Genomic DNA, 26,090 nt, shown 5'->3' with positions numbered 1-26,090 from the left:
TCCTCTATGACCCTTCACCGGCCACCGCGCAGCCGCCGTCCACAAGAGCGGCGACGACGCACCGACCGGATAGCTCCCGCGCTACGTAATCTCCAGCGGTGGGCTGTAGGCGTGCGACGCGGGGTTGAACTTGTCCCCCTTGAAGATCAGCTTGACCCGCTGTACCTGGTTGGTCGCAGTCGGACCCAGCCGCAGCTTGAACATGCCGTGCTTGTTGAGAACATCGCTCGCGGTGCCGACCACTCGCCATTTGCCGTTGTGGAGGAACTGCAGGTCGAACGTCACCGGGCGGTTGATCACTACCGGCAGCACGCTCGCGGTGAAGCGCACCTTCTTCCGGCTATGGAACAGACGTACGCCGTGCGAGACCGCGTAGTAGCCGGACAGCTTGAGGCGCGCCCTGGACGGCATCGTGAACGACTTCTGTGCGTCGGACGGATAGCGCGACGGCGAGCCCTCGAACTCAGCTGCCACCAGGGCGGAGTACGGCGCACCGAACTTGATGCTCAGCTGCCCGCCCGGGCCGGTGTTCCCGACACCCACGTCGTAGGTGTGGCCTGCGACTCGTTGCTTGAACACAACCGTTCCCGGTGACGACAAGTGCGCCGTCGCGATGACCTGGTGTGACGACGTCAACCGCTTCAACGACAAGTGCAGGCTGGTCTTCTTGGGATCGAGCGTGCTGGAGAACAGGTACGCCTTCGTCCCGGAGGTCGGTGACACCAGCCCGAAGACCTCCGAGCCGTCAGAGGAGAACGTCAAGGTGCCCGGCAGGAGCTGGTTGTTGGAGCCCGAGGACCACGTGCTCGGCGAGGTCGATGCGCCGATCCGCGACCACAGTGGCGTGCTGCTCGAGGTCGTGTAGAGACACGCGAGATCGCTACCGCCGTAGCCGCCGGCCACGTGCGTGCCATCGGGTGAGAATGCAACCGCGCTCGAGTTGGCGGCGGCGCTGAACTTCTTCGTCTGCGTCATGGTCGCCGTGGAGTACTCGGCGACGCCGTTCAGCGTCACTCCCGGCAGCAGCACCTCCGACCCGTTCGAGCTCACCGCCATGTCGGCCAGCCCGTAGCCGTCAAGCCGCTGCTGGGTAGAGACCATGTCCGACACGTTTCCGTCACTAGCGGTGTAGGACTCCAGCGTCGACGGCTCCTCGCCCTGGTCGCTCACCACGAGCGTGTCACCGCCGCCGGCGATAAGAGACGGTGCGTAGTCGCCCGTGACGTCGGCCGTCGGCGTTGCATCCGTGGCGGGGTTGACGCTCGAGATGCCGTCCATGAACTGGCCGTACGTCGACTGGCAGCCCCAGGCGTAGTAGAGCCAGCCGTTAGCCAACGCAACGTAGTTCGGGCAGGCCGCGCCCTCGGCGAGCGTGCTCGTCGCGTACGTCGTGGTGTCGATCACTCCGATCGCGGAGCCCGAGGACTGTGCTACGTACACCTCACTTCCATCCGCGGACGCGACGATGCCCAGCGCGCCGGGCTCGCCGGTCACTGTGTGCAGCAGCTTCCCGATCGTCGAGTAGACGTAGACGTCCGAGCCGAGCGAGCCCGAAGTGACGAAGAGCTTGCCGTTGGCGTAGACCATCCGCGCGGCGGTCGTGACCGCGAGCCGCGTGGTCAGCACATACGGGACTGGCTTGGGTGACCCCGCCGCCGCTGCCGGCGCCGGCGCCAAGCCGACCATCGCCCCGAGCGCAACCGCCATCGCCGCCGACGCAGCCGTCATCCGCCCCACCCGATCCGATCCCATGCCGGGCACCCTACGTTGGCCGGGGACTTCTACGGCTTGATATGCGACATTTCCCCCACGTCGGCACCGCAGGCCAGGTGCTCAGCGGCCGCTGCGGCCTTCGCCGCCGGAGAACCTTCCCGCTCCGTTCTCGGCGTCTGCGAGCACAGCCACGCCGTACCGGCCTTCAAGGGCGAGCGCCTCCTCGCGGCTGAGGCCGTACCCGTCGTAGACCGACGCGCGGTCGGACAGCATCGTCGGCTGCGGGTGTGCGGCCAGCAGCTCGGCGAGCTCCAGCGCGCGAGCCAAGGGATCGTCGGCGATCTCGGTCAGCAGCCCGATCGCCAGCGCCTCGTCGGCCGCGACGGTCCGCCCGGTGAGGATCAGATCGAGTGCGCGGCCGAGGCCGACCAGCCGCGGCAACCGCCAGGTGCCTCCATCTACCAGCGGTACGCCGAACCGGCGCTCGAGGCAGCCGAACTGCGATCCCGGCGACGCCACCCTCAGGTCGCACCAGATCGCCAGCTCAAGCCCGCCCGCAACCGCCCACCCGTCGATCGCGGCGATCGTCGGCTTGGTCGCGACCCGGCGGGTGAAACCGAGCGGCCCCTCACCCGCGAGCAGCCGCGGGGTCAGCGACTCGAGCTCGGTGAGGTCGGCGCCCGCGCAGAACGCGCCGCCGGCGCCGGTGAGGACGAGCACCCGCGATGCGTCATCCGCCTCGAAACCGTCCAGCGCCGCAACGAGCGCGTCCGCGGTCGGACCATTGATCGCGTTGCGCCGGTGCTGGCGGTCGATCGTGACCAGGGTGGCCGCCCCGACCCGCTCCACGCGTACCTCGTCGACCGCCATCGAGCCTCCCGTTGATCGCCGTACCGCGCTCGATCCGGCCCGCCGCCGATACGACCGAGCACGATCACCGCATCGTCCCCTACACTGGCTCGGTCCCCGACGGCGGACGCCGAGGCGTGGATTTGCCCTCATCGTCTAGAGGCCTAGGACGCCGCCCTTTCAAGGCGGTAGCACGGGTTCGAATCCCGTTGGGGGCACGACCTTTCGAGGTCCCGTGGAGCAGTTGGAGTGCTCGCCGCCCTGTCAAGGCGGAGGTCGCGGGTTCAAGTCCCGTCGGGACCGCTCAGCATCCGAGCCGGGCCGCAGTTCGCGGTCAGTGGATCCCGAAACAGAACGGGTGGCCGGCCGGGCTGGCGTACACGGCGAACCGCTCGTCTCCGTCGGGGTTGTCAGCCGGCGCCTTCGCGACCTGAAGCTGTCGCGCACCGAGCTGGATCGCGCGTCGACCGGCCGCCTCCAGGTCGTCAACGTGCAGGTCGAGGTGCATCTGTTGCTGCTGAGCGCCGCTCGGCCAGTCCGGCGACACGTGGTTCGGTGCGTGCTGGACGCCGATCACCCACTTTCCGTCAACGGCGACGCTGTGCCAGCCCTCGTCCCGGAAGACCTCGCCGTCCAGCAATCCTGCCCAGAAGGTGCTCTCAGCCTCGACATCGCGCGCGTCGAACACGACGATGCGCCGGTGGATCTTCACGCCTGCTCCATCCATGGCCGCGAGTGGTGAACAGCCCGAATGTACGGCGGGCGCAGGGCCCAGCGGGGCCTCTACGCCGGCCGCGCCAAGATGGACCGAGCGTCCATCGTCGTGAGTGTGGAGTTCCCGTTTGCCCTCTTTGCCTTATCCGACCGGACGTCGTTCGAACTATGTTTCGTGATTCGCGTGACACCGGCGCAGCTAGGCGTCGAGGATCACGGCGGGGGTCTCGGCAGGAGGCATGATGCAGCGCTCGTTCTTCTCGGCCCGATCCCTCGCAGCGGGTGCGGCGATCTGCGGTGCGGTCGCGGTCGCAGCCGCCTCAGGTGGATTCGCGCAGAGCGGGTACGCGGCGCCGGGAGCTCGCCCACTGGGCACCCACGTCGTCCGCCCGCCGTCCGCGGCGCAGGTCCACGGTCAGCTCCTGACCGTAACGACTGTGCCGCACTCCACGGAGGCGTTCGCCATAGACGGCAACGGCACCACGGCGAACACGGTCTACCACATCGCGATGCGAAAGGGCACCCACTGGCATCTGGTCAAGGCACCCAAGCTCAATGGCCGGTACGGAACGCTGCTGTCCCTGGGGGCCGGCTCGGCGCGCACCGTCTGGCTTGGCGGCGGGCGCGAAGTCGGGCACGGCTCGATTCAGGAAATCCCCACAATCTGGCGATGGAATGGCCACCGCTTCGTCGAGATGAGCACCCCCAACCTCGGCAACGGGGCCGACGGTGTGACGTCCATCGCCGCGAGCGGGCCGAACAACGCGTGGGCCGTTGGCGCGATCTTCTCGACATTGACCGACCTAAACTCCGTCGCTCTTCATTGGAACGGGAAGAAGTGGAGTCAGGTCAACACACCGACCGGTCCGCTGATCAGCGTCATCTCGACCAAGGCCAACGGGACGTGGGCACTCGACGACTCTGCCGAGCTACTCAAGTGGACCGGCACGGAATGGACAGTCGTCTCGACCGCGCCCACGAACACCGATCCATTCAAGATTGCTCAAGGCCCGGGGAAGACAATTTATGCGGTGGGCGGCTCGTCACTCCTGAAGTTCAATGGCACCACCTGGTCAAAGGTTGCGTTCGCGAAGCACAGCAAGCCGTCGAGGTTTGACGCGATCTCGACCTCGGGTAGCAGTGGTTGGCTCGTCGGCGGCAAAGGCACTCACAGCGTCGTCCTCCACAGCACCGGCGGCCCCTGGAAGATCCAGTTCACCCCCAAAGCAAAGTACGAGTTGTTTTCCGTCTCCGCAGCCTCGGCTAAGAAGGCGACCGTTGTTGGCGACACGTACAACCGCGTGACGTATGTCAGCCATCCCTATGTGATCGCGACGAGCGGGCATGGCTGGCACGTGCAAACCGTGAGCTGACGCTCCGCGACCGACCGCATGCAATGAGCTAGGTGTACTGCGCCACGATCGGGTCATGCCGGGCGAGACCGGCGTACTGCTGAAAGGTTCGCGGAGGCGCGGGCGAAGCGCGTTCGTTTCAGCACACAACGCTCGGACGTTCGTGCCGACGGCGCGGGCCAAGTCCGGTTCGAGTACGGCGTACCGGCACAGTTGTGTGCTGAAACGTACGCGCTGGCCCCCTCCCGTCCGGCACGACGCGATCCTAAGTCGCCGACCACGCCTCAAATGGGGCGAATGCCGAACCCGTCGGCGGCGAGCGTCAGGTACGCCGGACCTCGGCCAGCCATGCCGACGCGGTCGTGAGGCCACCGGCCGGATCGATCTCGAAGACCGGGTTGATGTCGAACAGCGCAGGCTCGATCTGCTCGATCGCCCAACCGTCCGCGAACGCGGCCTCGAGCTCGTCCCTGGTGACCCGCCGCGGGCCCCAGTCGCCCGGCTGCCGGTCACTGAAGCAGATGACGAAGGCGCTGCCGCCCGGGCGGACCGCGCCGGCGAGGACCTCCACGTACTGCGCACGTTGCTCGTCGTCGAAGACGTGGAACAGCCCGCTGTCAATCACGGTGTCGAACCCGTCACCCGGCAGGGTCATGGTCAGGATGTCGCCGGCCTCGAACGTCGCATCCAGCGCGCGGTCGACCGCCTTCTGCCGGGCAAAGCGGATCGCCGCCTGCGACACGTCGACCCCGGTCGCCCGACCGCCGCGACTCGCCACGAGCAGCGCGTGCTCGCCGGTCCCGCATCCCGCGTCGAGCACCTCGCCACGGAGCCGGCCGGCGTCGGCGAGCGCCACGAACGCGGCCTGCGGGCGGCCGATGTCCCACGGCGCGTGGCCCTGCCGCTCGTACGACTGGTCCCAGTCGTGTGCTGATTCGGTCATGGCCCCGACGTTAGAACGCGGGCGCGGATCGTGACAGCCGCTCGGCCGCCTCGATCGGACCCGAATACCCCGCGTCTGGTCGGCGCTGGATTGGCCGGCTCCGGCGGATCTGAGGCCATGTCGTTACTCGCCACCGGCTGCCCGACCCCGATCCGGTGTGGTTGGTTGATCCTGCCGGAGCGACCGCAGACGCGCGCGGAGGGCTGACGATGACGGGCGGACTCGGCGTACGACGGCTGCGTCGCCGCTCCACGGGCGCGGCGTCGCCGGGTGCCGGTGAGCCGCCGGTTGGCTCGGAGCCGCCCGCCGAGCGGACCGATACCGACAAGGGCAGCGCCGACGAGTGCAGCGCCGACCTCGCCGAGCTTCCGGCGTTCGACCGCCGCATCCTCATTGTCGCGGCGATCGTCTTCGCCGTACTGATGATCCTGTCGCCGTGGTACGGCTGGCATCGCGACGAGCTGTACTTCCTCGACTCCGGGCGGCACCTGCAGGGCGGGTACGTCGACCAGCCGATCTTCACGCCGCTGCTCGCCCGGCTCACCATCGACCTGTTCGGCGTCTCGCTGCCCGGCTTGCGACTCTGGCCGGCGCTGGCGGCGTTCGCAACGATCACCGTCGCGGGGCTCACCGCGCGCGAGCTCGGCGGCGGCCGGCGCGCCCAGCTGCTCACCGCGATCGGTGCCGCGACGACGCCCGTGCTGCTCGCGGTCGACCATCTCGAGGGGCCGACGGCGTTCGACCTGCTCGCGTGGTCCGGCCTCGCGCTGGTGGTGCTGCGTGTCGGCCGCACCGGCAATCCGCGCTGGTGGCTGCTCGGCGGTGTCGTGCTCGGGCTCGGGCTGACCAACAAGCACAGTGTCGTCTTCCTGGCGATCGCGATGCTGGTAGGCGCGCTGCTCAGCGGTGGGCGCAAGCAGGTCCTCAACTGGTGGTTCCTCGCCGGCGCGCTGATCGCGGGGGTCTTCGCCGTACCGGACCTGGTCTGGCAGGCGGGGCACAACTGGGCGACCATCGCGATGACGCGGCGGCTCAACCAGGAGAACGGCGGCGCCGGCAACATCGGCAACTGGATCTTCGGCCAGCTGCTCATGACGACGTTCGCGTTCATCTGGGTCTGGGTCAAGGGGTTGCGCTGGCTCTGGAAGTCCGGCCGGCCGCTCTGGCGGTCGCTCGCGTGGGCCTACGGCTTGCTGTTCGTCTTCTTCGCCGTCACGACCGGCGGCAAGATCTACTACCTCGCGGGTGCGTACATCTACCTGATCGCGGCCGGCGCGGTCGCGGTCGACAAGTCCTTCGACGAGCACCCGCGGCGGCTACGGAGGTTCTACTGGCTCGCGGCCATCACGGCGCTCGGCTCGCTCCCGCTCACGCTGCCGGTGCTGCCGCCGAGCGACATCGGCTGGACCTACGGCATCAACCAGGTGCCGGGCGAGTCACTCGGCTGGCCGCAGCTCGTGCAGACCGTCAAGACCCAGTGGGACGCGCTCCCGCCGGCGACGCGGGCGAACGCGGTGATCTTCACCGCGGAGTACGGCGAGGCCGGCGCGATCAACGAACTCGGCCGCGGCGACGGGCTGCCGACCGCGATGAGCGGGCACAACAACGAATGGTGGTGGGGGCCGGGCAACCCGAACGCGACCACGGTGCTGGCGGTGGCACCGGGACCGGTGGACACGACCGGGTACGGCGGGTTCCTGCGGCACTACTTCACCAGCGTGCGCGTGGTCGCGACGTTGCGTAACCCGTACGGGATCCACAACCAGGAGTGGGGCGGGCACGTCTACCTGTGCACCGGCCCGCGCCATCCGTGGGGTCAGATGTGGCCGAGCCTCCGCCACTACGACTGACTGGAACGCATGGCCCATCGGTGGTGCTCCGGCGCCACGCATGGCCCATCAGTGGTGCTCCGGCCCCACGCATGGCCCATGGGTGGTGCTCCGGCCCCACGCATGGCCCATGGGTGGTGCGATAGCACCCCTTATGGGCCATGCGTACGGAGGAGCCTCAGTCGTCGAGGACCTCGATCGCGGACTCCGGGCAGTTCGCCGCCGCCTTGCGCACCGACTCCTCGAACTCGGCCGGGATCAGATCGAGCGTGACGATCGCGTGGCCGTCGTCCTCATCCGGCGCGAAGACCTCGGGAGCGGCGGCGGCGCACAAGTTGTGACCCTGGCAGATCCTGGTGTCAACGAGCGCTCGCATCGCCATCAACCTCTCGGTACAGGGCCGACAGTACTCCTGCGACGCGATAGCGGCAGAAGGGTCGAGACGACGCACTAAGGCCGGAACGACTACTACATTGCTCCCCATGCCGGCCGGCCGCCACGAGCCTCCCGTGCGCAAGAGCGGCGGCGAGCGCAAGCTGGGCGAGATCCTCGCCCAGCACATCGAGGACGAGATCATCTCCGGCGACTGGCCGGTCGGGACCGTGGTCGGCTCCGAGGCCGAGCTGATGGCGAGGTACGGCGTGAGCCGCGCCGTGTTCCGTGAAGCGATGCGGCTGGTCGATCATCACGGCGTCGCCGCGATGCGGCGCGGGCCCCGCGGCGGGCTGATGATCACGGAGCCGGACATCGAGGCTGGGGTACGCGCGGTGTCCCTGCACCTGCGGTTCCAGAAGATCAGCCCCGGCCAGGTCGCCGAGGCCCGCAACGCACTGGACCTGACCTGCGTGCGGCTCGCCGCGGAGCGCATCACGCCGGCGGGCGCGGAGCAGGTGCGCGCCTCTCTCGACGACGAACACAAGCAGGTCGGCCGCCGCGGCACGCGCCAGCACGGTAGCGGCCAGCTGGTGTTTCCCGACTTTCACCTGCTGCTCGCGAGGCTGACCGGCAACCCGGCGATGGGCGTCTTCGTCCAGATGATCAACCGGGTCCTCGGCGAGCAGGAGCCGCGCGAGAGGACGTCGAAACAGAAGGAGCAGGAAGCACACCGGGCACACGAGCGGATCGCAGAGGCCGTCCTCGCCGGCGACGCCGACACCGCGGTATCCCGGATGAGCCGCCACCTCGACGCGGTCCGTGACCATCTGATCGGCCGCTAGCCCGCCGTACCCCGCGCCCGAGCGGCAGGTCTCGGTCGCGCGTGATCTCGGGCTCGACGGGTTGCGCCGACGAGGGATTGCGGCATTATCTCGGGTTAGGTCGACGCATCCCGGGGACACCGCGCGACCGGAGCGGGGGTACCCAATGTCGCGGCCACACCGTCACCTTCCATCCGTGATCTTGACGTTGGAGGCGCACAAATCGCGTTTGTGCGCCTCCAACGTCAAGATCAGCGAACCAGGGGTACGGCGGTCAGTCGCGCCATGGTCGGTACGCCGGTCGATCGCCGCGGCCACGAGCCTTGCGCTCGTCGGGTTCGGCGTCGTCGGCGCGCCGGCCGCCGCTGCCGGCGCCGACCGACCGGGCGTCGCCGACCGCACCACCGCTGCCCGCCTCGCCACTGCCCGCCTCGCCGCTGCGACGTCAGGGCTCGGTTGGGTGCGGGCCGCGAGCGCGGCCAGCGCAGCCAGCGCGGAGGCCGCTCATGCCCCGGCGACGTTGCTCGCCCCGAGAGCGAACAGCTCCGAAGTTCAGCAGATCGACCATCTGCTGCCGGCCGGTCATCTCGGCGGGCGCAAGCAGGTCGCCGTGCTCGACATCCGTGACACCGCGCCCGGCGCAGCCGAGGGCACGGTCGGGATCACCGCCAGGGCGGGCAGTACCGGTCACGCGTACTGGCACGCCACCTTCACGGGCTCCTACGTCGACGGCGTCGACGTCCTCGTCGAACCGCTCGGCGCCAAGGGGCTCGACGGCGTGCTGGTCGAGCAGTGGACCTCGACTCCGGACCCGGTCTATACCGACGATTTCGACGACGACCTCCAAGTCACCGCGCTGTCCGGCAAGAGCGGATCGGTGCTGTGGACCCAATCGTTCGACGGCATCTACGACACGAACACCTTCTCCGAGAGCGGGGTCGCCTTCAACGTGCAGCCGTTCCGCGACTCGCATCACAAGGCCATCGACTTCCTCGTGCCGTTGCTCACCACACTGGTCAGCCCCGAAGACCAGACCCAGGGCGAGTTGATGTCAGGCGTCGACGGGTCGGTGCAAAGCTTCGCGGGGTCGTTCGCAGTCGACAACAGCTTCCCGACCGAGACGGTCGTGCCGGACCTCAATCGAGACGGCTTCGAGGACGTGGTCGTCGACAGCGAGGGCAGCGACGTGCAGGCGCTGAGCGGCGCGAGCCCGACCGGGGTCCAGCTGTGGAACACGACGATCTCTCCGGACTCCACCACCGAGGTCAGCACGATTCCGGACTACAGCCACCCGCACGTCCCCGACGTCGTACTGGCGTCCTACGCCGGCCCGCTCCACCCGCGCTTCGAGTACACCGTGCTCTCGGGAGCATCGATGGGGCACCTGCTCTGGCAGCGCGAGGCCGACGACATGATGACGATCGGCAAAGTGGGATCGCACAAGACTCCCGCCGTGATGCTCGCGACGATGTCGACCTCGTCCTCGGCATCGAAATACTCCGAGACCTGGCACTACTCCACGATCTCGGCGGCGAACAAGGTGCTCTACGCCAGGCACGTCACCGCCACCATCGACAACCCCGGCACCGCCGCCTACTTCACTCACGCGACGATCGGCGCGATTGGCGACGTGAACGGTGACGGCACCGCCGACGTACACGTGACCATCGACAACGAGCCGGAGTACTCGCTGATCGCCGGCTCGCCGGCGGCGAAGCGGGTCGTACACGTCAAAGACGGGATCATCAGCGGCCGGACCGGCGCATTCCACAGCGTCGTGTTCGACTCTCCGGCCGACGGCAGCCTGCGCAAGGGCAAGCTCGTCGACCTGCTGCAGACCCACGCCGACAAGGGCAAGACCCGGCTTGTCGCCTTCCACGGAAGCACGGGCAAGCGCTACTACTCGCGGCTCGTGCACACCTTGTCGGGTACGGCGTCGGCGTGGTCCGCCGGTGCCCGGCTCACCGGGCACTCGTGCAGCGACATCGCGCTGATCGCGCAGACCGCCCCGCCCGTCGAGGAGATCGCGGGCGGCGGCTGGCGCAACGCAGCGTCGACCCCGCACGGCGAGGCCGCCGTACTCAGCGCCCGAGGCGCCCGGCTCTGGACGGTGACGTACGCGATGAAGCAGGCGACCGGCGGCACGCTGACCGTCTACAAGCGACCGAAGCACTACTGCGTCTGAGCGCTCGGCGCAAGGCAGCGCCTTCGGTGATCTTGACGTTGGAGGCGCACAAACGCGATTTGTGCGCCTCCAACGTCAAGATCACGAAAGGGCGGGCGGCTCAATGCGGGGCGGACTCGATCGCCCAGTGCGAGCCGTGCGGTCCTTCGACCAGCGGCGCCGGGCTGTCGGAGCCGCCGATGATGAACTTGCGACTGCCCGGGTAGTAGTAGCCGACGCCGACGACCGCCTTGGACGAGACGCCGACCGCACTGAGGTAGGTCTTCCGGCCGATGTGCGGTGCAGCGACGACCTTCCACTTCGCGCCGACCAGCCGCTCGACGATCGGGTTCTCGAACGCCGCACCCTGGTCGCGGTAGCCGACGGCCCACACCCGCTTGCCCGCGGCCGCGACATCCTGCAGCACGTTGTTGGTCTTGCTCGGCGACGCGGTGTGCGCGTGCACCCAGGCGTGGCCGTTCCACGACAGCAGGTAGGTCACGAGCCGGCCGCTGGTGAGCACGTTCGAACCGACCGCCCACGCGTGCGACGTACCCGTCGTCGCGATCGCACCCAAAGCCGCGTCCGGGTTCGGGATCGCCATCTCGGTCCACGACGTACCGTTCCAGTGGTACGTCGACGGCGACAGGTCGTCGATCGAGTAGCCGCTCTCCGAGATCGCCCACGCGTTGTGCGCGCCCGAAGACGCCACCGCGACCAGTCCGCTGTCGGACGGCTCGCCGGCGAACGGCACGACCGACCACTTCTTGCCGTTGTAGTGCAGCGAGATCGGCGTCGGCTCGTTCACGGTCGTCGCGCCGCCGGCCCAGATGTCGTGCGTCGACGAGCCACCGATCGCGTTGAGGATGCCGTGCGGGAGACCGGGGATCGCGACTCGATGGAAGGCGCCGCCGGTGGAGTGCAAGAGGTATGGCGCGGCCTTGCGGCCGCTGCCGAGGGTGCCGTCGATCCAGATCGAGTGCGCGGACGGTGCGTAGACCTGCTCGAGGTTCAGCTTCTTCGGCCGCGGCAGGGCGTGCACCGACCAATGACCGCCGCCGACGCGGTGCAGCGCATAGAAATAGGCCTTGCTGATCGACACCGGGTGCGCGGCGAGCGCCCACGCGGACGTCGAGTGCGGCACCACGCTGACCGAGAAGATCTGCGAGTGTTTGAGCGGCGCGGCCGAAGCGGTCGCCGCCGGCGAGGCGGGATGCCGAGTGGCGGCAACGCCGGCGTTCGACACACTCAGCAAGCCGAACGCCACCAGGCCGGAAGCCGCGAGACACGCCCAGCGCGCGTGGATCCGCATATCGCCTCCCCCGTACGACGCTCGCCAGCAGCCTCGCACCTCGCCACGCGGCTGGCAAAGGCTCAGGCGGCGAAGCTGCCCCGCACGCTGGCGAAGCCGGTCACGTCGATGACCGCGCGAAGCACGCCGGACAGGCGCGGCGCGGTACGCCGGAACACCGGGCCGGCGCCGTCGCTCAGCAGGAGCGACGCCATCGCTATGCCGCGCGCGGACACCGGACGCCGGGAGCGCAGCAGCTCGACCAGCTCATCGACCTCGCGTTCGGCGGCGTGCACCTGCGACCGCGACACCGCGACCTCGTGCCGCCTCGGCGGCAGCTGACGATCTGCGCGCAGCAGGACGTCCTCCCAGAAGGTGGCGAGCTCGGCGCGATAACCGTCGCTCATGAGCTCGCGAGCGCGCGCGGCGATCAGCCGACCGCTGTCGGTCGACTCGCCCGCGGCGATCCGCCGGTCGAGGTTGTCGCCACGCAGCCGGACCAGCCCGCGATGCCAGGGACGCACCGGTCGTTCGGTGAGCCCGGCTGCCGAGATGTAGAGCACCCATGTCGCCGTCATAAGGCCACGATGCGCCTTGCGGCGTACCGAAACGAGTGGCAATATTGTCACTATGCGCTCGAAAGATGCCAACGTCGTTGCGGCGCCCCCGAGAACCCTGGCGATCCTGGTCTTCGACGACCTCTCGACGTTCGAGTTCGGCATCGCGCACGCGGTGTTCGGCCATCGCTGCGAGGACCATCGCGGGCCGACGTGGTACGACGCGGTCGTCTGCGCCGCGCAGCGCGGGCCGGTGACGACCGACGCCGGGCTCGTGCTGCATGTGCCGAACGGGTTGCGCGCCCTCGAACGCGCCGACACGATCGTGGTCCTCCCGACCGAGCCGGTTCGGGAAGCACCGGAAGCCGTGCTGCGCGCGTTACGCCGGGCGCACGAGCGCGGCGTGCGGCTGGTGTCGCTGTGCAGCGCCGCGTTCACCCTCGCCGAGGCCGGACTGCTCGACGGTCGTCGGGTGACCACGCACTGGGCCGAGTGCGAGCAGCTGAAGCGGTCCTTCCCGCGCCTCGACGTCGACCCGAAGGTCCTCTACACCGACGACGGCGACATCCTCACCTCCGCCGGCAGCGCGGCCGGCATCGACCTGTGCCTGTCCGTGGTCCGGCAGGACTTCGGCGCCGAGGTTGCGAGCCACATCGCGCGCGACCTCGTCGTACCTCCGCATCGAGAAGGCGGGCAGGCGCAGTACATCGAAGCGCCGATGCCGCGCCCGCACCTCGACGATCCGTTCCAGCAGACCCTGGCCTGGATGGAGGCGAACCTCGACCAGCAGGTGACGATCGACGACCTGGCTCGGCGGTCGGCGATGAGCCGGCGCACGTTCATCCGGCGGTTCACCGCGACGGTGGGCGTGACGCCGTACCAGTGGCTGCTGCGCCGCCGGCTGCACTTCGCGCAACGGCTGCTCGAGACCACCGACCTGACCGTCGACTCGGTCGCCGAGCGCAGCGGCTTCGTCAGCGCGGTCAACCTGCGCAAGCACTTCTCCCGCGTGCTGCACACCTCGCCGCACGCCTACCGCCGCACCTTCGCCGCCTAAGCGCCGACCGTCTGACGTGCTGCCCGACTGGCCGTCCCCGGCTGGCCAAGCGGCTCAGCCACGGTGGGGGTGCGACAGCGCAGGCTGGAGCCGATCGCGCTGCCCGGGATACCGCCACTGGTATACCGCCTGCGCGGCCACGGACACCGTCGCCCTGCCGTTGCGAAGGTGGGCCGTCGCGACGCGTTGCCAGCCATGCGAACCGACCCGGCGCCACAGCTGGATCCGGCCGCTCCCGACCCGATGATGCGTGGTCGTGTCCTTGACGAACGCGGTGATCTCGTCGCGCGATCCCGCGCCGCGCGCCGAGATCCCGATCGTCGTCGCATCCAGCCTGATGACGGCCGGGACCGACAAGTCACCCAGGGAGTCGCGCGCATAGACCGTGACCGTCACAGGTTGACCGAGGTGCCTGTCCACGAGCGTCGCGGAGTGGCCCGCCCGCACGCGAGTCGTGCAGCTCTGCGCCGCCGCCGAGCGGCCCGGGGTGAGGCACACCAGCGCTCTGCTCGCACGCTTGGGCAAGCTCCAGTGCACCTTCACATGTGCCACGCCTTTGCCGGTAAGAGACGGTACGACGCTCAGATGCCGGACTCTCGACAGGACCCCGGCAAGCGCCGGCTTGGTGTACTCATAGCGCGACCGCGACATCGGGGTCGACGTCCCATGCGCTGTCGTGACGGTCACGCTCGCGCGGCCGGCCGCAGAGGCTGCCGGGACGAGAGCCGTGAGCCTCGATGGGCCCTTCACCCGCACATCGGTCGCGGGCAGTCCACCGACCGCGACGGTTGCCGTGCTCTCGAAGTGCGAGCCGCGGACGGTGATCGTCGTACCGCCGGTGATCGGACCGTGCGCCGGGCCGATGTGGGTGACCTTCGGACGCCGCGAGTCCTTCGGCGCCTTCAGCCAGTCGAACTTCGAGGCCGAGGTCTTGCTGCTGGTGCCACCGGACGAGGTGACGGTGACGTGGGTCGAGCCGCTGCCGGCCGGCGCAGTAACGTCGATCGCGTACGGCGACAACACGTGGATCCCGCTCGCCTTGGCCTTGCCGAAGTGGACGGCGGTGACGTGAGTCAACCCGGTGCCGTCGATCTGGATCACGTAACCGCCGGTACCTAGCGCAGACGAAGGCGAGAGCGCAGTCACGGTCGGCTTCGGCACCTCGGCGTGCGCGCACTGAAGCGTGAGCAGCAAGCCGACCGCCGGGGGCGGCAGGGTGAACGGCGTGGTAGCCACGCTCTTCTGCCCGCCGTGACCCGGCGCGTGGCAGCCACTTGCGCTCGCGGTGATGCGATAGGTCCCCGCGATCGCATCCCAGTCGAACCCGCCGGCCGATGTCGTTTGCTCCGGGTTGGTCGCGGGGTCGATGTAGTCCGCGCTCGCGGGTGTCTTCGCATAGTGCCCGCTGCTGCGGTCGTAGCTCTGTAACGTTGCGGTCGCACCGGCGATCGGGTTGCCGGCGGTGTCGACCACAGTGCCGCTCGGGTCGATCTTGAACGTCCAGTCGGTGAGGAAGCCGTAGATGAAGGCGGCAACGATCAACGCCGCGACCACGGCGTCGATCCCGGGCACGGCGAGGCCGGCCAGCGCGAGCGTCCCCGCCCCGCCGATGATGGAGCCGGTGACCACCTGCGTCTGGATGTCACCCATCGGGCCGTAACTGCTCACGGCTTGGTTGACGTAGCCGCACATCTGCCCAAATGCAATACCCGTCTCCTGCTCGGCTTGCAGCGACTGCGAGCAGTCCAACCCGCCACCGCTGTCGTCCCCGTCGTCGGCGGATCGCATGTGGCCGCGAGCAGCGGGTGTGACATCCGAGGACGTCGAGGCGCCCGATGCGCCGACCGCGTCGACGGCCTCGACGTACTGCCGGAGGCCGTCGGCACCGGTTCCTTCGACGATGCCCGACGTCCCGGCCGGACCTCCGAGAAGCGGAACGCACTGTTGTTGCTCGGCGCGGTGACCGACTCGTTGTTGACGACCTGCACCTGCACAGTGCCGACACCTTCCGGCGAGGTCGCCTGGATCTCGGTGGAGTTGACGACGCTGAACGATGCCGCTGGCACGACGCCGAAGATCACGCCGCCCACGTGCGTGAAGCCAGACCCGTGAATGGTGACGGAGGTGCCGCCGGCCGCCGGGCCCGACGTCATGTCGAGCGAGCTGACACCGACGTACCCGTAGCTGCCGACGGTCTCCGTCCCGCCGCCGGACTTGGTCACTGTCACGGTCACGGAGCCGGTTCCCGCCGGCGCGACCGCATCGATCAAGTCGTCACCCAGCACGGTGTACGACGTCGCCCGGGTGCTGCCGAAATGCACGGCAGTGGCACCGCTGAACCCGCTGCCGGTCACGAGAACGTACGTGCCGCCGGTGGGCGAGCCGCCATCGGGCGCGAGGTGGGTTGCCTCGGGGCAGGTCACGAACTGCTGCACTCCACCGTCGCCGTGCAACGGCGCTAGCGCGGGGATGTGCGAGACGTACGTGCCCGACCCGGAGGGGTCCTCCGGCATCGGGAACGCCTCGGTCTCGGGCTGTCCGGTTGCGGTGTTGGTCGCACCGACCAGGAGATCGCCGAACCCACCGCTGCAACCGGTCGTCGAGTAGGTGCTCGGCTCGCCCCAGTTGATCGTCGGCACCTCGTTCTGCTCGACGTTGCCGGCGGCCGTGGTCAACATGCTGCCGCTCGGTGGCAGAGTCGCGGTGAAGTCCGCCGCGGTGACCGTGACGTGCTGGTCGATCTTGATCGGGCCGACGGTGCGAGGCGCCAGGCCGTCCGAGTCGGACGGCGGGAAGGCGGTCACGCCGTACGTGTCACCGCGCGACACGGTTTCCGCGAAGTCGCCCGCCTGCGAGGACTGGCCGGCGTCGCGACAGGCTGAGGGCTGGGCCCCCGACGTCGCATGGCAGACCTGCACCGGCGCGCCCGCGACCGCGGTGTTGCTCTGCCGCACCGTTCCGAGCAGCAGGTCGGGACCGCCGGAGTGCTCGTCGAAGACGGCCGAGATGTCGCCGTTCTGCGCCGGGATGACGACGTCGTGCCCACCGTGCCCGGTCAGGGCCGCCAATGCGATGCCGTTGGGTGACGCCAGAGAGTCGACCGGCGTGATCACCCCCGGATAGAAGGTGCCGTCGCCCTTGCCGATGTTGACCTCGACGTAGCTGCCGCCGGCGAAGAAGTTGCCGACCGCCGTCACCAGGTCCGGGATGCCGTCGCCGTTGACGTCGGTCACAACGGTGCCGTAGTTGCAGTCGGTCCCGATCCCCTTGCCTCCGGTGAACGTTCCATGCCCGTTGCCGAGGTAGATCAGGACGTCGCCGTCCCCGACGCCGAAGCAGCCACCTTCGAGATCGACAGCGTAGTCGAGGTGGCCATCGCCATTGAAGTCGCCGGTGACGATCGCGGCCGGATCCTGATAGGTGTCGCCGACCTCCATCGTGTCGGCCGTCGGGAAGGCGCCGTGCCCGTTGTTCGCCAGGTAGGTGACGTACGTCCCACCGGCCGATCCGGTGCCGCCGTCGGCGACGACGACATCGAGCCGGCCGTTGCCCTGGAAGTCACCGAGCGCCAGACCCTGCGGCGCCGGGTAGTCGCTCGTCAGCCCGTTGCTGTAGGTCTTCGCCGTACCGAACGTGCCGTTGCCCTTGCCGGCGAGCACCGAGATCTGCTCCGTGGTCTGGTCGGAGGTCACGATGTCCGGGCGCCCGTCGCCGGTCACATCGCCGACAGCGAGCCCCCACGGCTTGCCACCGGTGGAGTAGAAGACCGGTGCGTCGAAGGTGCCGTTGCCCTTGTTCAGCAGTACGGCGACGTTTCCCGAGGAGTCGTCGGCAGTGACGATGTCGGGATGGCCGTCGCCGTTCACGTCGGCGACGACCAGCGTCGTGACGTTACCGTCGACGGAGTACGTCCTCGAGTTGCCGAACCTGCCGTTGCCCAGGTTGAGCTCTACCTCGACCTTGCCTGCGCTGTCGCCGCTGACGATGTCGGGCCGCCCGTCACCGTTGAGATCCTTGCTCGCGACCGTCGTACTCGAGCCGTTAGCGTCCTTGTTCAGAACAAGCGCTTGCGAGTAGGTCGGAGTCTTAGCGGACGCGGCCGTCTTTGTGATTGCCTCGCCCTGCGCCTGCGCCATGAGTACGGCGACGGCCGCGATGATCGCGACGACGAGTGGTGACCGCCGGCCGAATCGGCGGAGTGGATGCGACAACGTGAGCGACGGATCGGTCATGCGCGCCTCCCGAGCGCCCCCGGCGCGCGCAGCCTAGCGGCAGCACATTCGGTATTCAGCGAATTCACAGAATCCGCTTTCCTGGCTCGGGTCGAAGCGCCACCTAGCCGACTCTGCGGCCGCTGGCGCGGAAAGCATCACCAATTCGCGCGAATCGATCGGCCCTTCGGCGCTCTGGCCCCCGCGTTAATGACCTTCGACCCGGGGCAGGGTGGATGAGGGCGCTTGGGCGTGGGTGCATACGTTCGAGTGATGACGCCGCTGGAGGCCAGACGATGACAGAGCACAAATCGATGAACTCGATCATTCACGACGCATTCCGCCGTGACCTGCGGCGCTTCGACGTTGCGCTGGCGGATCCGGGCGCGGCCAACCCGCAGCGGGCCGACCAGCTGTCGGTCGCGTGGGACAACTTCGCCAAGCAGCTGCACGACCACCACGAGGACGAGGAGAACATCTTCTGGCCGGCGGTCCGGTCGCTCGGTGTCGATACGACGCTTGCCGGCGAGCTCGAGAGCGAGCATGCGCAGATGCTGACCGCGCTGGACAAGGCAACTGCCGCGATGCAGTCCTACCGGACCTTTCCCTCCGCCGACTCGGCGGGCGGCGCGCGCATCTCGGTCGGTGAGCTTGCCGCCGTACTGACCAGCCACCTCGACCACGAGGAGGCCGACCTCGACCCGTTCGCCGCGGAGCACGAAGACTCGTCGCAGATGAAGAACGCGCAGAAGGCCGTGCGCCGGGCGCATCGCGGCAACACGGGCACCTTCTTCGCCTGGCTGCTCGACGGCGCGAGCGATGCCGATGCCCGCGGGCTGCGCGAGACGATCCCGCCGCCGGTGCTGGCGATGATCGTCCGGATCGGCGGCCGCAACTATCGCCGTACGATCGCCCCGACCTGGCGCGGCCTCGACACCCGCGTGGCGTAACCCAGCCGATCGGCCCCTAGCCGCGTCGCACGCATGGCCCATCGGTGGTGCTGTGGCCCCACGCATGGCCCATCGGTGGGGCTATGGCACCACGTATGGGCCATGCGTGGGGGTTGTACGTCTCTCGAGTGGAGCAACCGCAGTCCCCTGACCCACCCTCACCGTCGATCGAGACCAACACCAGGTAGTGCGTCGTGCGCCTTGCCCTGTCCCCGGTACGCCGTACTGGGCTGCCCTGTGGGTCCGGAGTTGAACCGATTGCGCTGCCCATCGCGCGCCAGGTTGCGCCGTGAGTTAACCGCCGGCGCAAGAGCGGTTCGGTGTTCACTTCTCGATCGACGGCTACCGACTCATGCGGTTGCCTTCACTCAGTCGACGAGATCCGCCTGCCAGTTGGCCCGCTGGATCTTGACGTCGAGCTCGCGGTGCTCGCGAGCCAGCTCGTCGACCGCCGTACGCAGCTCGCGGACCGGGAGCGCCGGAAGCGTGCGCAGCTCGGAACGAAGCTGCCGGAACCCGCCGGAGCTCGACTCGCGCCCGGACGCCGCGTCGGCGGCGCGGCTCCAGAACGCGTGCCGCAGCCGGAGCACGTCGCGACGCGCGAGCGCGTCGGTGAGCGTCATGCCGTCCTCGACCGTCGCGGTCGCGTTGGTGCGGTTGACCCGGCGGATCAGGTCCTCGAGTTGGTCGAGCACCCGGCCGGCCTCCGCGAGCAGCGCGTTGGCGTCCTCGGTCGGCTCCTCACCCTCCTGGTAGCGGGCGTTCGTCTGCACCCGCGCACGCAGCTGCTCGACGCGCTTGACCGCGTCGGACCGCAGCGCGAGTGCCTCTGCCAGCTTCATGGCTGTCACCTCCCTTCAAAGAAAATCAGCCGCCGGAGTATGGCAACGCGCTCGTCGGCACGCACGCCAATTTCCGCGCTTTCACGGCTCGGCGGCCTGCCACCTTCCGGCGCGGGCTGCCATGAGCCTCGCTACGGCATCTGGGTGGTATCGACCGGTTCGGCTATAGCAGAGCGATTCAGTGCCCGACATGGACGTATGTCCGGATACCAGGTGAACCCGTGGAAGAGGTACGGCAAGGATCGGCTCTATGTGAACGGGCCGGACGGCAGCCAGATCGGTTGGGTTGATCTCCAGACCAACACGCGCAGGGTCAACAACCCGGCGAACGAAGCGGCGTTCGACGCAGCCATCCGTGGCTGGTTCGCCGACACCGCGCCTCCGGCCTGGCACGACCTCGCACTGAACCGTCCCGGCGTGGGAGCGCGGGAGCGTGCTCTGCTGGAGGAGGCGGCGCTGAACCGCTCGAAGGTCGCCACCTTCGTAGCGCGTGTGACCGACCAGAAGACGGTGGAGCGAAACTGGCGGGTGGGGGCCAGAGGCGAGGAGACCGTTGGCACGCGGCTAGAACGACTGCGGCCCGGTGGGTGGCATGTCCTGCACTCGATTCCGGTCGGCTCGAACAGCTGCGACATCGACCACGTCCTGATCGGTCCCGGCGGCGTGATCACGGTCAATACGAAGAACCATCCCGGGCACCGGATCTGGGTTGCGTCGCGCTCAATCCGGATCGACGGCCACCCGACGGACTACCTCTACAAGTCGCGGCGTGAGGCCGAGCGTGCGGAGAAACTGCTCTTCGCTGTCACAGGTCTCCCGGTGCCGGTGACACCGGCACTGGTTTTTGCGTACGGCGAGATGCACGTCAAGCAACGACCACCGGACGTTCTCGTCATGGGCAGCCTGAACGTGCCCACCGATTTCAGACGACGGCCAGCGACGCTCAACCCGAAGGAGGTCGCCGTACTCTTCGACGCAGCACGGCGCTGCACGACGTGGACCAGGGCCTGTCGGTGCGACTAGCCCGGCAGACGGTCGCGCAGCGCAACTATGTAGCGCGTTCGGCGATCTGTGGTCGCCTCGCCTTAGCGTGACATCGGTCGTCCTGCAGACGTCCGCAAGCCACGGGCTCCGGTTGTCGTGACCGCCTAACGCAGAAGCTGGCCGCCAGCTGAGACTGCAGCCAGACTCAGGGCGACGGCAAGGCCGGCCCACAAACCTGAGACTGCGATGCGCAAGCGCGCCCAGTGACGCACGGGCGCCGCGGCGCACGCCGTGGCGCACACTGCGATTGCCCACGCCCAAAGCGGAAGGGGAAGGCTCGTACCTCCTGCAGCACCTAGGAACCCGACTAACCCAGCCAGGGTGCCGACGAGCACGCGCGCTCCCAGACCTGCGATCGAGGGGGGCATTGGCCGCGCCGCTCGCTCTTCACGGTCACGGCCCACGAGGTGATCGCTGAGCACCCGCCAGACCGCATCAATCTGATCAGGCGTCAGCGTTCGGACGAGCATGCCGAAACCCTCTAGTCGAGATCGGAGCTGCGACCCGGCAACGACATCGGACGTACCAAGTTGAGCGGTCAGTTCCTCCGCTCCAGGGCCCCACAGTGCAACGACGGCGTGTGGCGCGGGCAACCCAAGCCGTTTGTACGGCTCCCACAGCGCGAGCTTCTTGGCGACGCCCACTGCTTCGACCCTGGCCGTCTCAAGGCGCCGTACATCGATGCGACCACGTTTCCAATCGCTCGCTGACCATTTCGTTTCGACGACGAAGACTCCGGCGGCTCCGACGAGCAAATGGTCAACATCACCACCATCGAGACCAAAGTGGTTGACGAGACGTGCGCCCTTTATGCGCCGCAGCTCAGCGGCCGTTCGCTGCTCGGCAACCTCCCCCATGTAGCGAGGCCCGACGCCAGAGTCGAGGACGATCCACATCATGATTGCGGACGCCGTGGCTGTGACACCCGCGCCAACGAGAAGGCCGCGAACGAGCGGGTCACGAGCGACAGCGGCCGCTGCTCCCACCGCAAGGAAAGGCGGCCATGACGCCCGAGCAAGAGACGGCCAGTACTCGCGAAGGTATGACCGCGTCTCTCGGCGGTAGCGCCAACGTGAATAGCGACCTGCTCTCGCGTCTGACGCGAGTGCAGATCTCCGGCGGCGGCTCGAAATCGCTGCAAGCGCCAACAGTGCTTCTCCTATCGGTCGACCCAACGCAGCGGCGGAACCTGATAGGGGCACCCGCTCCTTCAGACCGCCCTCTGGTCATCGGCTTGCGCGAGCCTGGTGTTGAGCCGCGCCGACCCGTGAGGAGATGGGCAGCGACTCAGAAGGTATCGGTGCCGCCAGTGCTCCGATCCAACCAACGGTCGCGGCTCGGCCTAGGGCTCGGAGTGTTGCCGCACCGAACCTTGGCTAGCTTCCGCGCCGAGCACCGCCGACGAGCGCCGCGACGAAGATGAGCAATCCCACAACGCCGAGCACCGTGCCCGCGATAGCCAGGCCCCGCCCGCGTTTCTTGTCTCCGGCGTTCCGGAACTGACTGAGGGCCACGAAGCCAAAGACCGTACCAAGAAGAGAACCGATCCAGAACAGCCACAGCAGCGACAATACGAACGACGCCACCGCAAACCCGTTGACCCCGAACACGCCCACGCCCGCCACGTCGTCAACTGCGACCTGTGGGGGAGCCGCGACGTGCATGGACCACTGAACCGCCTCGGTCCATTGAACGCCGTCCCACCATCTCAACTGGCGAGGGTCGCACGGATCCGGGTACCACGCGGGAGGGGCCTGCCAAGTGGCGTTGGGCGCGCGGGTCGCATGCGCTGGTGCCGACGGCGGCGGTGACTGGAGCTTGCGATTCCACTCAGCCCATCGCCTCTTCTGCGCGCGGGTCCGACGACCGGCCGGCGTACCTCGGCCTGGTTGCTCATCTCGCGGGTTCGGGGTTCGTGATGGTGCTTCGGGTCCCGGACCGCCGATGGACGTGGTCATCTGGCTGTTTCCTTTCCGCACGCACCATGTGAATCGGCAACTCTGCGGTCGGTCTTGACATCCCCTGGGGCACGGCGTGATGCCGCCGCATTTGGCCCCGCCGTCGAGCAGCCGGCTGCGCACTGATTCGCCTAAGACGCGAAGGTCTTGCGGATCTCCTTCATGAGCGAGAGCAGCTGCAGGTCATCGGTGGGACTCGACACGAGCTCCGGCACAGGGGGTGGCAGGGGTTGCGTGCCTCGGCACGCGACATCACGCAACGGCGGCAGCGAAGGCCATATAGAGGTCCGCGGGGAGGGCGTGTTCAAGGCGCCAGGTGAACGAGATCGGCCGCTCGCCTTGGTGACTAACGTATGTCGCGGGTCCAAGGCACCAGAAGGCGCGTTCGTTCGAGTTCAGTCGGGCGAACAGGAGGATGCGAGTGCCCCGGGCGCGGTGATGTATGTAGCGCTGGCCCACCTCCCCTGCTTCCGATGTCGTCGACTGGCTCTCCCAATGAATGAGATCCCGGCTAATCGCGTAGTCCCTATAGCGCGTGGATGGCGAGAAGCCACCACTGCTCTTGTCCAACGTGAAGGCAAACAGGTCTGTCCTGTTGTCTTCATCCCAGAGCACGCCGGTCTGCCAGGTCATAGGCTTGAGTCCGTCGCCGTAGCCGAGCGCCGAGAGAACCTCGACCCGGGTGTAGCGCGCGTGCACCTGCAACGGCACTGCTCCGGCGGGCTCGAGAGCCGTGGTGACATGTGTGATCCGGTCTTCCAGGACGGAAAGCAGCTCGCCGAGTTCGCTCCGCACGACGGGATTGGCCCACAGTTGCGCAGCACCTGCCGCGATCGGCGAGGACTTTGGCAGCGTCGTGACTGAAGCCAGCAGCATGCGAAAGAGGCGGCGCTCCCGCAGTGATAGGTCGGTCAGGTCAGGCGGTATTGGGCTTGCAGCCAAACGTTGGTACGTGCGAATCCGTTCGTTGTCATCGACATGAGCAAGTCGTCCCACCGCACGCAGCATGGCCAACTCCTCCGGCGTCTTCACACCACGCTCGAAGCCGGCTGCCCGCCTTATTTCGCCCCAGCTGTGACCGTTGTCGTAGACGTCCTCGAGGTCGAGCCCGGACTCCTCGATGTACCGGGAGAGGCTGACATCGCCTATCGCCCTGAGCTCCTCGCATTTCTCCCGCCATCTGCTCGGGATGGACTCTCTAATACTCTTGAGGACGACGTCGCGCGCAACCCGATCGAGAGTTATCTGACAACCCGCGGGCAAGAACGGGAATCCGGACTCGACCTGTTGCACGAGCGAACGGCGCGAGCCGCCGACCAGCGCAATGTAGCGACGGTCATAGCGAAACTCCTTGTGGTGAAGCGAGACGAAGTCGAGGACAGTACAGACAGGCTTGTCGATCGCCTTGCGCAGACCGCGACCGAGCTGCTGGAGGAACAACGTTGCACTGTCGGTCGGCCGAAGCATCAGCAAGGTGTCAATGGTGGGCAGGTCGACGCCTTCGTTGAAGAGGTCAACGGTGAAGACCACCGCTACACGGCCATCTCGGAGGTCTATCAGTGCCTTACGACGCTCCTCAGTCGAGGACTGTCCGGAGATCGCAACAGCCGGAATCCCCGCCGCGTTGAACCGATCTGCCATGAAGGTCGCATGACCAACGCCGACGCAGAACCCTAGAGCCCGCATACGCTTGGGGTCTGCCACGGTCGAATCGACCTGCGCGATCACTCGGTTAGCCCACACATCATCGGCTGTCAGGAGGTTGGACAGCTCCGAGGCGTCATAACCCTGTCCCCTGCGCCATGTCACGTGGCTGAGATCCGCACCATCGAATGCGCCGAAATAGTCGAACGGACACAGATGCTGTTGATCGATCGCGTCCCAGAGCCGCAGCTCGGCGGCGATCCGGCCGTCGAAGAAACTCAGAACGTCCAAACCGTCAGCACGTTCCGGGGTCGCGGTCAAGCCTAGAAGCTGCTTCGGCTGCAAGTGTCGAAGCAGCGTCTGGTACGACTGAGCCGCCGCATGGTGGAACTCGTCAACGATCACCACATCGAAGTGGTCGGGTGGCAGGTGCGCGAGGCCAGCTGCGTGAAGGCTCTGGATTGACGCAAACACGTGCTCAAAGCGCTCTGGGCGATCGCCACCGACCCAACGCTCGCCGAAACTTGCATCGCGTAGCGCGAGCGCGAAGGTCGCGCGGCTTTGCCCGAGGATCTCATCGCGATGGGCAACGAACAGCAGCCGTGCCCTCGGCATTCTGCGGCGTAGCCGCGCGTAGTCCACTGCCGCCATAACCGTCTTTCCAGTACCGGTCGCTGCAACCACGAGGTTTCGGTGGTGCCCGCGGGATCGGGCGAGCTCAAGTTGCTCGAGCAGCTGCTCTTGGAACGGTCGGAGAACCAGCTCGACACCCGGAAGCGGGAGTGCACCCTGCTTTTCGAGCCTCGTACGTCCTAGAAACTCGTCCCGGTCGTACGGGACAAAGTCCCCGTTCTGCCAGTAGCTATCGAAGACAGCCGTCATCTTCTCCACAACGTCCGGATTCCGGGCGCCGGAAACCCGCACGTTCCACTCGAGACCTGTCTGTTGCGCGGCGAAGGTCAGGTTGGAGGAGCCGATGTACGCGGTTGAATAGCCGCTCGCGCGATGAAATAACCACGCCTTCGCGTGCAGCCGCGTCAACGATGTGTCGTAAGAGACCTTCACCTCCGCGCCAAGCGCCGTGAGCGCGTCCAAGGCGCGAGGCTCGGTTGAGTTGGTGTACGTCGTTGTCAGCAGCCGCACGCGCCGACCCTGCTCCAGAGCCTCCCGAAGGGCATCGAGCATTGTTCGGATACCGCTCCAACGGACGAACGCAACAAGTGCATCGATTCGGTTCGCCGACCTGCACTCTGCAACCAACTCACGAGCGACCTGCGGCTCGCCGTGCGAGTTGGTCAGGATGGTTGTGTCAAGCAACGGTGTAAGAGGTCGCTCCAGGTGGGTTGCTGAGCCATCAGGTTTCAGGCGAGCAACTTCACCGAGAACCTCACCCTTCCCAACGAGCTGATCCAGCGGTCCCCCAAACTCACCCTCCGATCGCTCAGCGAGACGAACGAGGACGTCGCTCACGAGCTCGGTAGCGGCCGCCACTCGCTCTTCCTCGGCCAGCGCGTCGATGGCGTCTCGTATGAGGCCCGCGACGTGCCGCGCGAGCCGGTCGGCAGCGTCTGAGGAGCGAAGATCACCGACGACGGCAGCGAGCATCGGATCCAGGTCGGATAGGAGTCGCTTGAGCCGTCCAGTGATGAGCGTCTCGTAAACGCCTGGCTCGAGCCCTGACACGGCAGCCAGCCTCTCCTATCTCGTGAGATGTCACTGTGAATTCGGGCGTCGTCAGCCGAGAGCTGAGCAAGTCACGCCGATACCTAGGCGATC

21 protein-coding genes and 2 tRNA genes are annotated in these 26,090 nt (G+C 67.7%); 10 read left to right on the top strand and 13 right to left on the bottom strand.

Going from position 1 to position 26,090, the window contains the following annotated elements; genetic code table 11:
• Positions 1–81: 81 nt before the first annotated feature.
• On the bottom strand, positions 82–1,752 hold the full coding sequence (locus VME70_04135) for a hypothetical protein (GenBank protein HTW19386.1): 1,671 nt from the start codon (positions 1,750–1,752) through the stop codon (positions 82–84).
• 81 nt (positions 1,753–1,833) lie between these two features.
• Positions 1,834–2,583 (bottom strand): crotonase/enoyl-CoA hydratase family protein, encoded by a 750-nt coding sequence (locus VME70_04130; protein ID HTW19385.1) that lies wholly within the window; start codon positions 2,581–2,583, stop codon positions 1,834–1,836.
• 124 nt (positions 2,584–2,707) lie between these two features.
• On the opposite strand from VME70_04130, the gene VME70_04125 reads away from it, so the two are divergent.
• Together VME70_04125 and VME70_04120 are read left to right on the top strand one after the other, a co-directional pair.
• Positions 2,708–2,780: transfer RNA gene (locus tag VME70_04125), tRNA-Glu, on the top strand.
• Positions 2,781–2,791: 11 nt separating this feature from the next.
• Positions 2,792–2,865 (top strand) — tRNA-Asp (locus VME70_04120).
• Positions 2,866–2,896: 31 nt separating this feature from the next.
• Here the strand turns inward: VME70_04120 and VME70_04115 are convergent.
• Entirely contained in the window at positions 2,897–3,274 is a 378-nt protein-coding gene (locus VME70_04115) for a VOC family protein (GenBank protein ID HTW19384.1), read from the bottom strand.
• Between the two features lie 201 nt (positions 3,275–3,475).
• The gene (locus tag VME70_04110) at positions 3,476–3,652 is read right to left on the bottom strand and encodes a hypothetical protein (protein HTW19383.1); all 177 of its coding nucleotides are present in this window, start codon (positions 3,650–3,652) and stop codon (positions 3,476–3,478) included.
• 61 nt (positions 3,653–3,713) lie between these two features.
• Here VME70_04110 and VME70_04105 point away from each other — a divergent pair, with 61 nt between their 5' ends.
• A complete protein-coding gene (locus tag VME70_04105) occupies positions 3,714–4,649 on the top strand; it encodes a hypothetical protein (protein HTW19382.1) in 936 nt (311 codons plus the stop codon).
• A 301-nt stretch (positions 4,650–4,950) separates the two neighbouring features.
• Here VME70_04105 and VME70_04100 read toward each other — a convergent pair whose 3' ends face one another.
• Positions 4,951–5,571 (bottom strand): class I SAM-dependent methyltransferase, encoded by a 621-nt coding sequence (locus tag VME70_04100; GenBank protein ID HTW19381.1) that lies wholly within the window; start codon positions 5,569–5,571, stop codon positions 4,951–4,953.
• Positions 5,572–5,780: 209 nt separating this feature from the next.
• Here VME70_04100 and VME70_04095 point away from each other — a divergent pair, with 209 nt between their 5' ends.
• Positions 5,781–7,421, top strand: coding sequence for a glycosyltransferase family 39 protein (locus VME70_04095; protein ID HTW19380.1), 1,641 nt, complete (start codon positions 5,781–5,783; stop codon positions 7,419–7,421).
• A 157-nt stretch (positions 7,422–7,578) separates the two neighbouring features.
• Here VME70_04095 and VME70_04090 read toward each other — a convergent pair whose 3' ends face one another.
• Positions 7,579–7,776 carry a ferredoxin gene (locus VME70_04090; protein ID HTW19379.1) on the bottom strand — a complete coding sequence of 66 codons (198 nt, stop codon included), beginning with the start codon at positions 7,774–7,776 and terminating at the stop codon, positions 7,579–7,581.
• A 106-nt stretch (positions 7,777–7,882) separates the two neighbouring features.
• Between VME70_04090 and VME70_04085 the strand changes: the two genes are divergently transcribed.
• On the top strand, positions 7,883–8,617 hold the full coding sequence (locus VME70_04085; GenBank protein ID HTW19378.1) for an FCD domain-containing protein: 735 nt from the start codon (positions 7,883–7,885) through the stop codon (positions 8,615–8,617).
• A 175-nt stretch (positions 8,618–8,792) separates the two neighbouring features.
• A complete protein-coding gene (locus VME70_04080; protein ID HTW19377.1) occupies positions 8,793–10,781 on the top strand; it encodes a hypothetical protein in 1,989 nt (662 codons plus the stop codon).
• A gap of 100 nt (positions 10,782–10,881) precedes the next feature.
• Here the strand turns inward: VME70_04080 and VME70_04075 are convergent, their stop codons facing one another.
• Both VME70_04075 and VME70_04070 read right to left on the bottom strand, forming a co-directional pair.
• On the bottom strand, positions 10,882–12,072 hold the full coding sequence (locus VME70_04075; GenBank protein HTW19376.1) for a hypothetical protein: 1,191 nt from the start codon (positions 12,070–12,072) through the stop codon (positions 10,882–10,884).
• Between the two features lie 62 nt (positions 12,073–12,134).
• A complete protein-coding gene (locus VME70_04070; GenBank protein ID HTW19375.1) occupies positions 12,135–12,629 on the bottom strand; it encodes a hypothetical protein in 495 nt (164 codons plus the stop codon).
• 52 nt (positions 12,630–12,681) lie between these two features.
• On the opposite strand from VME70_04070, the gene VME70_04065 reads away from it, so the two are divergent.
• Positions 12,682–13,665 (top strand): helix-turn-helix domain-containing protein, encoded by a 984-nt coding sequence (locus tag VME70_04065; protein ID HTW19374.1) that lies wholly within the window; start codon positions 12,682–12,684, stop codon positions 13,663–13,665.
• 54 nt (positions 13,666–13,719) lie between these two features.
• Here the strand turns inward: VME70_04065 and VME70_04060 are convergent, their stop codons facing one another.
• Positions 13,720–15,333, bottom strand: a complete 1,614-nt coding sequence (locus VME70_04060; GenBank protein ID HTW19373.1) for an IPT/TIG domain-containing protein — start codon at positions 15,331–15,333, stop codon at positions 13,720–13,722.
• Positions 15,330–17,897, bottom strand: coding sequence for an FG-GAP-like repeat-containing protein (locus tag VME70_04055; protein HTW19372.1), 2,568 nt, complete (start codon positions 17,895–17,897; stop codon positions 15,330–15,332). Before VME70_04055 ends, VME70_04060 begins: the two co-directional genes overlap by 4 nt.
• 275 nt (positions 17,898–18,172) lie before the next feature.
• Between VME70_04055 and VME70_04050 the strand changes: the two genes are divergently transcribed.
• Entirely contained in the window at positions 18,173–18,826 is a 654-nt protein-coding gene (locus tag VME70_04050) for a hemerythrin domain-containing protein (protein HTW19371.1), read from the top strand.
• A 368-nt stretch (positions 18,827–19,194) separates the two neighbouring features.
• Here VME70_04050 and VME70_04045 read toward each other — a convergent pair whose 3' ends face one another.
• Positions 19,195–19,668 (bottom strand): DIP1984 family protein, encoded by a 474-nt coding sequence (locus VME70_04045; protein ID HTW19370.1) that lies wholly within the window; start codon positions 19,666–19,668, stop codon positions 19,195–19,197.
• Positions 19,669–19,866: 198 nt separating this feature from the next.
• Between VME70_04045 and VME70_04040 the strand changes: the two genes are divergently transcribed.
• Together VME70_04040 and VME70_04035 are read left to right on the top strand one after the other, a co-directional pair.
• Complete coding sequence (locus tag VME70_04040; GenBank protein ID HTW19369.1) at positions 19,867–20,691, top strand: nuclease-related domain-containing protein; 825 nt, start codon at positions 19,867–19,869, stop codon at positions 20,689–20,691.
• Between the two features lie 776 nt (positions 20,692–21,467).
• A complete protein-coding gene (locus VME70_04035) occupies positions 21,468–21,719 on the top strand; it encodes a hypothetical protein (protein HTW19368.1) in 252 nt (83 codons plus the stop codon).
• 369 nt (positions 21,720–22,088) lie between these two features.
• On the opposite strand, the gene VME70_04030 is transcribed toward VME70_04035, so the two are convergent.
• Both VME70_04030 and VME70_04025 read right to left on the bottom strand, forming a co-directional pair.
• Positions 22,089–22,670: a DUF4190 domain-containing protein gene (locus VME70_04030; GenBank protein HTW19367.1), complete on the bottom strand. Its 582-nt coding sequence runs from the start codon at positions 22,668–22,670 to the stop codon at positions 22,089–22,091.
• Positions 22,671–22,922: 252 nt separating this feature from the next.
• Positions 22,923–25,997, bottom strand: a complete 3,075-nt coding sequence (locus tag VME70_04025) for a DUF3427 domain-containing protein (protein ID HTW19366.1) — start codon at positions 25,995–25,997, stop codon at positions 22,923–22,925.
• Positions 25,998–26,090: the final 93 nt, after the last annotated feature.

This window comes from Mycobacteriales bacterium (assembly GCA_035504215.1).
Classification (GTDB): domain Bacteria; phylum Actinomycetota; class Actinomycetes; order JAFAQI01; family JAFAQI01; genus DATAUK01.
The sequence above is the reverse complement of the archived record's forward strand: the minus strand, read 5'-3'. Positions and strand labels throughout refer to the sequence as shown.

Excerpts from the sequence above, each read along its gene's own strand:
- VME70_04065 (HTW19374.1), top strand. The coding sequence starts at position 12,682 with ATGCGCTCGAAAGATGCCAACGTCGTTGCGGCGCCCCCGAGAACCCTG.
- VME70_04085 (HTW19378.1), top strand. The coding sequence starts at position 7,883 with ATGCCGGCCGGCCGCCACGAGCCTCCCGTGCGCAAGAGCGGCGGCGAG.
- VME70_04135 (HTW19386.1), bottom strand. The coding sequence starts at position 1,752 with ATGGGATCGGATCGGGTGGGGCGGATGACGGCTGCGTCGGCGGCGATG.
- VME70_04045 (HTW19370.1), bottom strand. The coding sequence starts at position 19,668 with ATGAAGCTGGCAGAGGCACTCGCGCTGCGGTCCGACGCGGTCAAGCGC.
- VME70_04050 (HTW19371.1), top strand. The coding sequence starts at position 18,173 with ATGACAGAGCACAAATCGATGAACTCGATCATTCACGACGCATTCCGC.
- VME70_04130 (HTW19385.1), bottom strand. The coding sequence starts at position 2,583 with ATGGCGGTCGACGAGGTACGCGTGGAGCGGGTCGGGGCGGCCACCCTG.
- VME70_04030 (HTW19367.1), bottom strand. The coding sequence starts at position 22,670 with ATGACCACGTCCATCGGCGGTCCGGGACCCGAAGCACCATCACGAACC.
- VME70_04095 (HTW19380.1), top strand. The coding sequence starts at position 5,781 with ATGACGGGCGGACTCGGCGTACGACGGCTGCGTCGCCGCTCCACGGGC.
- VME70_04055 (HTW19372.1), bottom strand. The coding sequence starts at position 17,897 with ATGACCGATCCGTCGCTCACGTTGTCGCATCCACTCCGCCGATTCGGC.
- VME70_04070 (HTW19375.1), bottom strand. The coding sequence starts at position 12,629 with ATGACGGCGACATGGGTGCTCTACATCTCGGCAGCCGGGCTCACCGAA.
- VME70_04040 (HTW19369.1), top strand. The coding sequence starts at position 19,867 with ATGTCCGGATACCAGGTGAACCCGTGGAAGAGGTACGGCAAGGATCGG.
- VME70_04100 (HTW19381.1), bottom strand. The coding sequence starts at position 5,571 with ATGACCGAATCAGCACACGACTGGGACCAGTCGTACGAGCGGCAGGGC.
- VME70_04075 (HTW19376.1), bottom strand. The coding sequence starts at position 12,072 with ATGCGGATCCACGCGCGCTGGGCGTGTCTCGCGGCTTCCGGCCTGGTG.
- VME70_04035 (HTW19368.1), top strand. The coding sequence starts at position 21,468 with ATGGTCAACATCACCACCATCGAGACCAAAGTGGTTGACGAGACGTGC.
- VME70_04090 (HTW19379.1), bottom strand. The coding sequence starts at position 7,776 with ATGCGAGCGCTCGTTGACACCAGGATCTGCCAGGGTCACAACTTGTGC.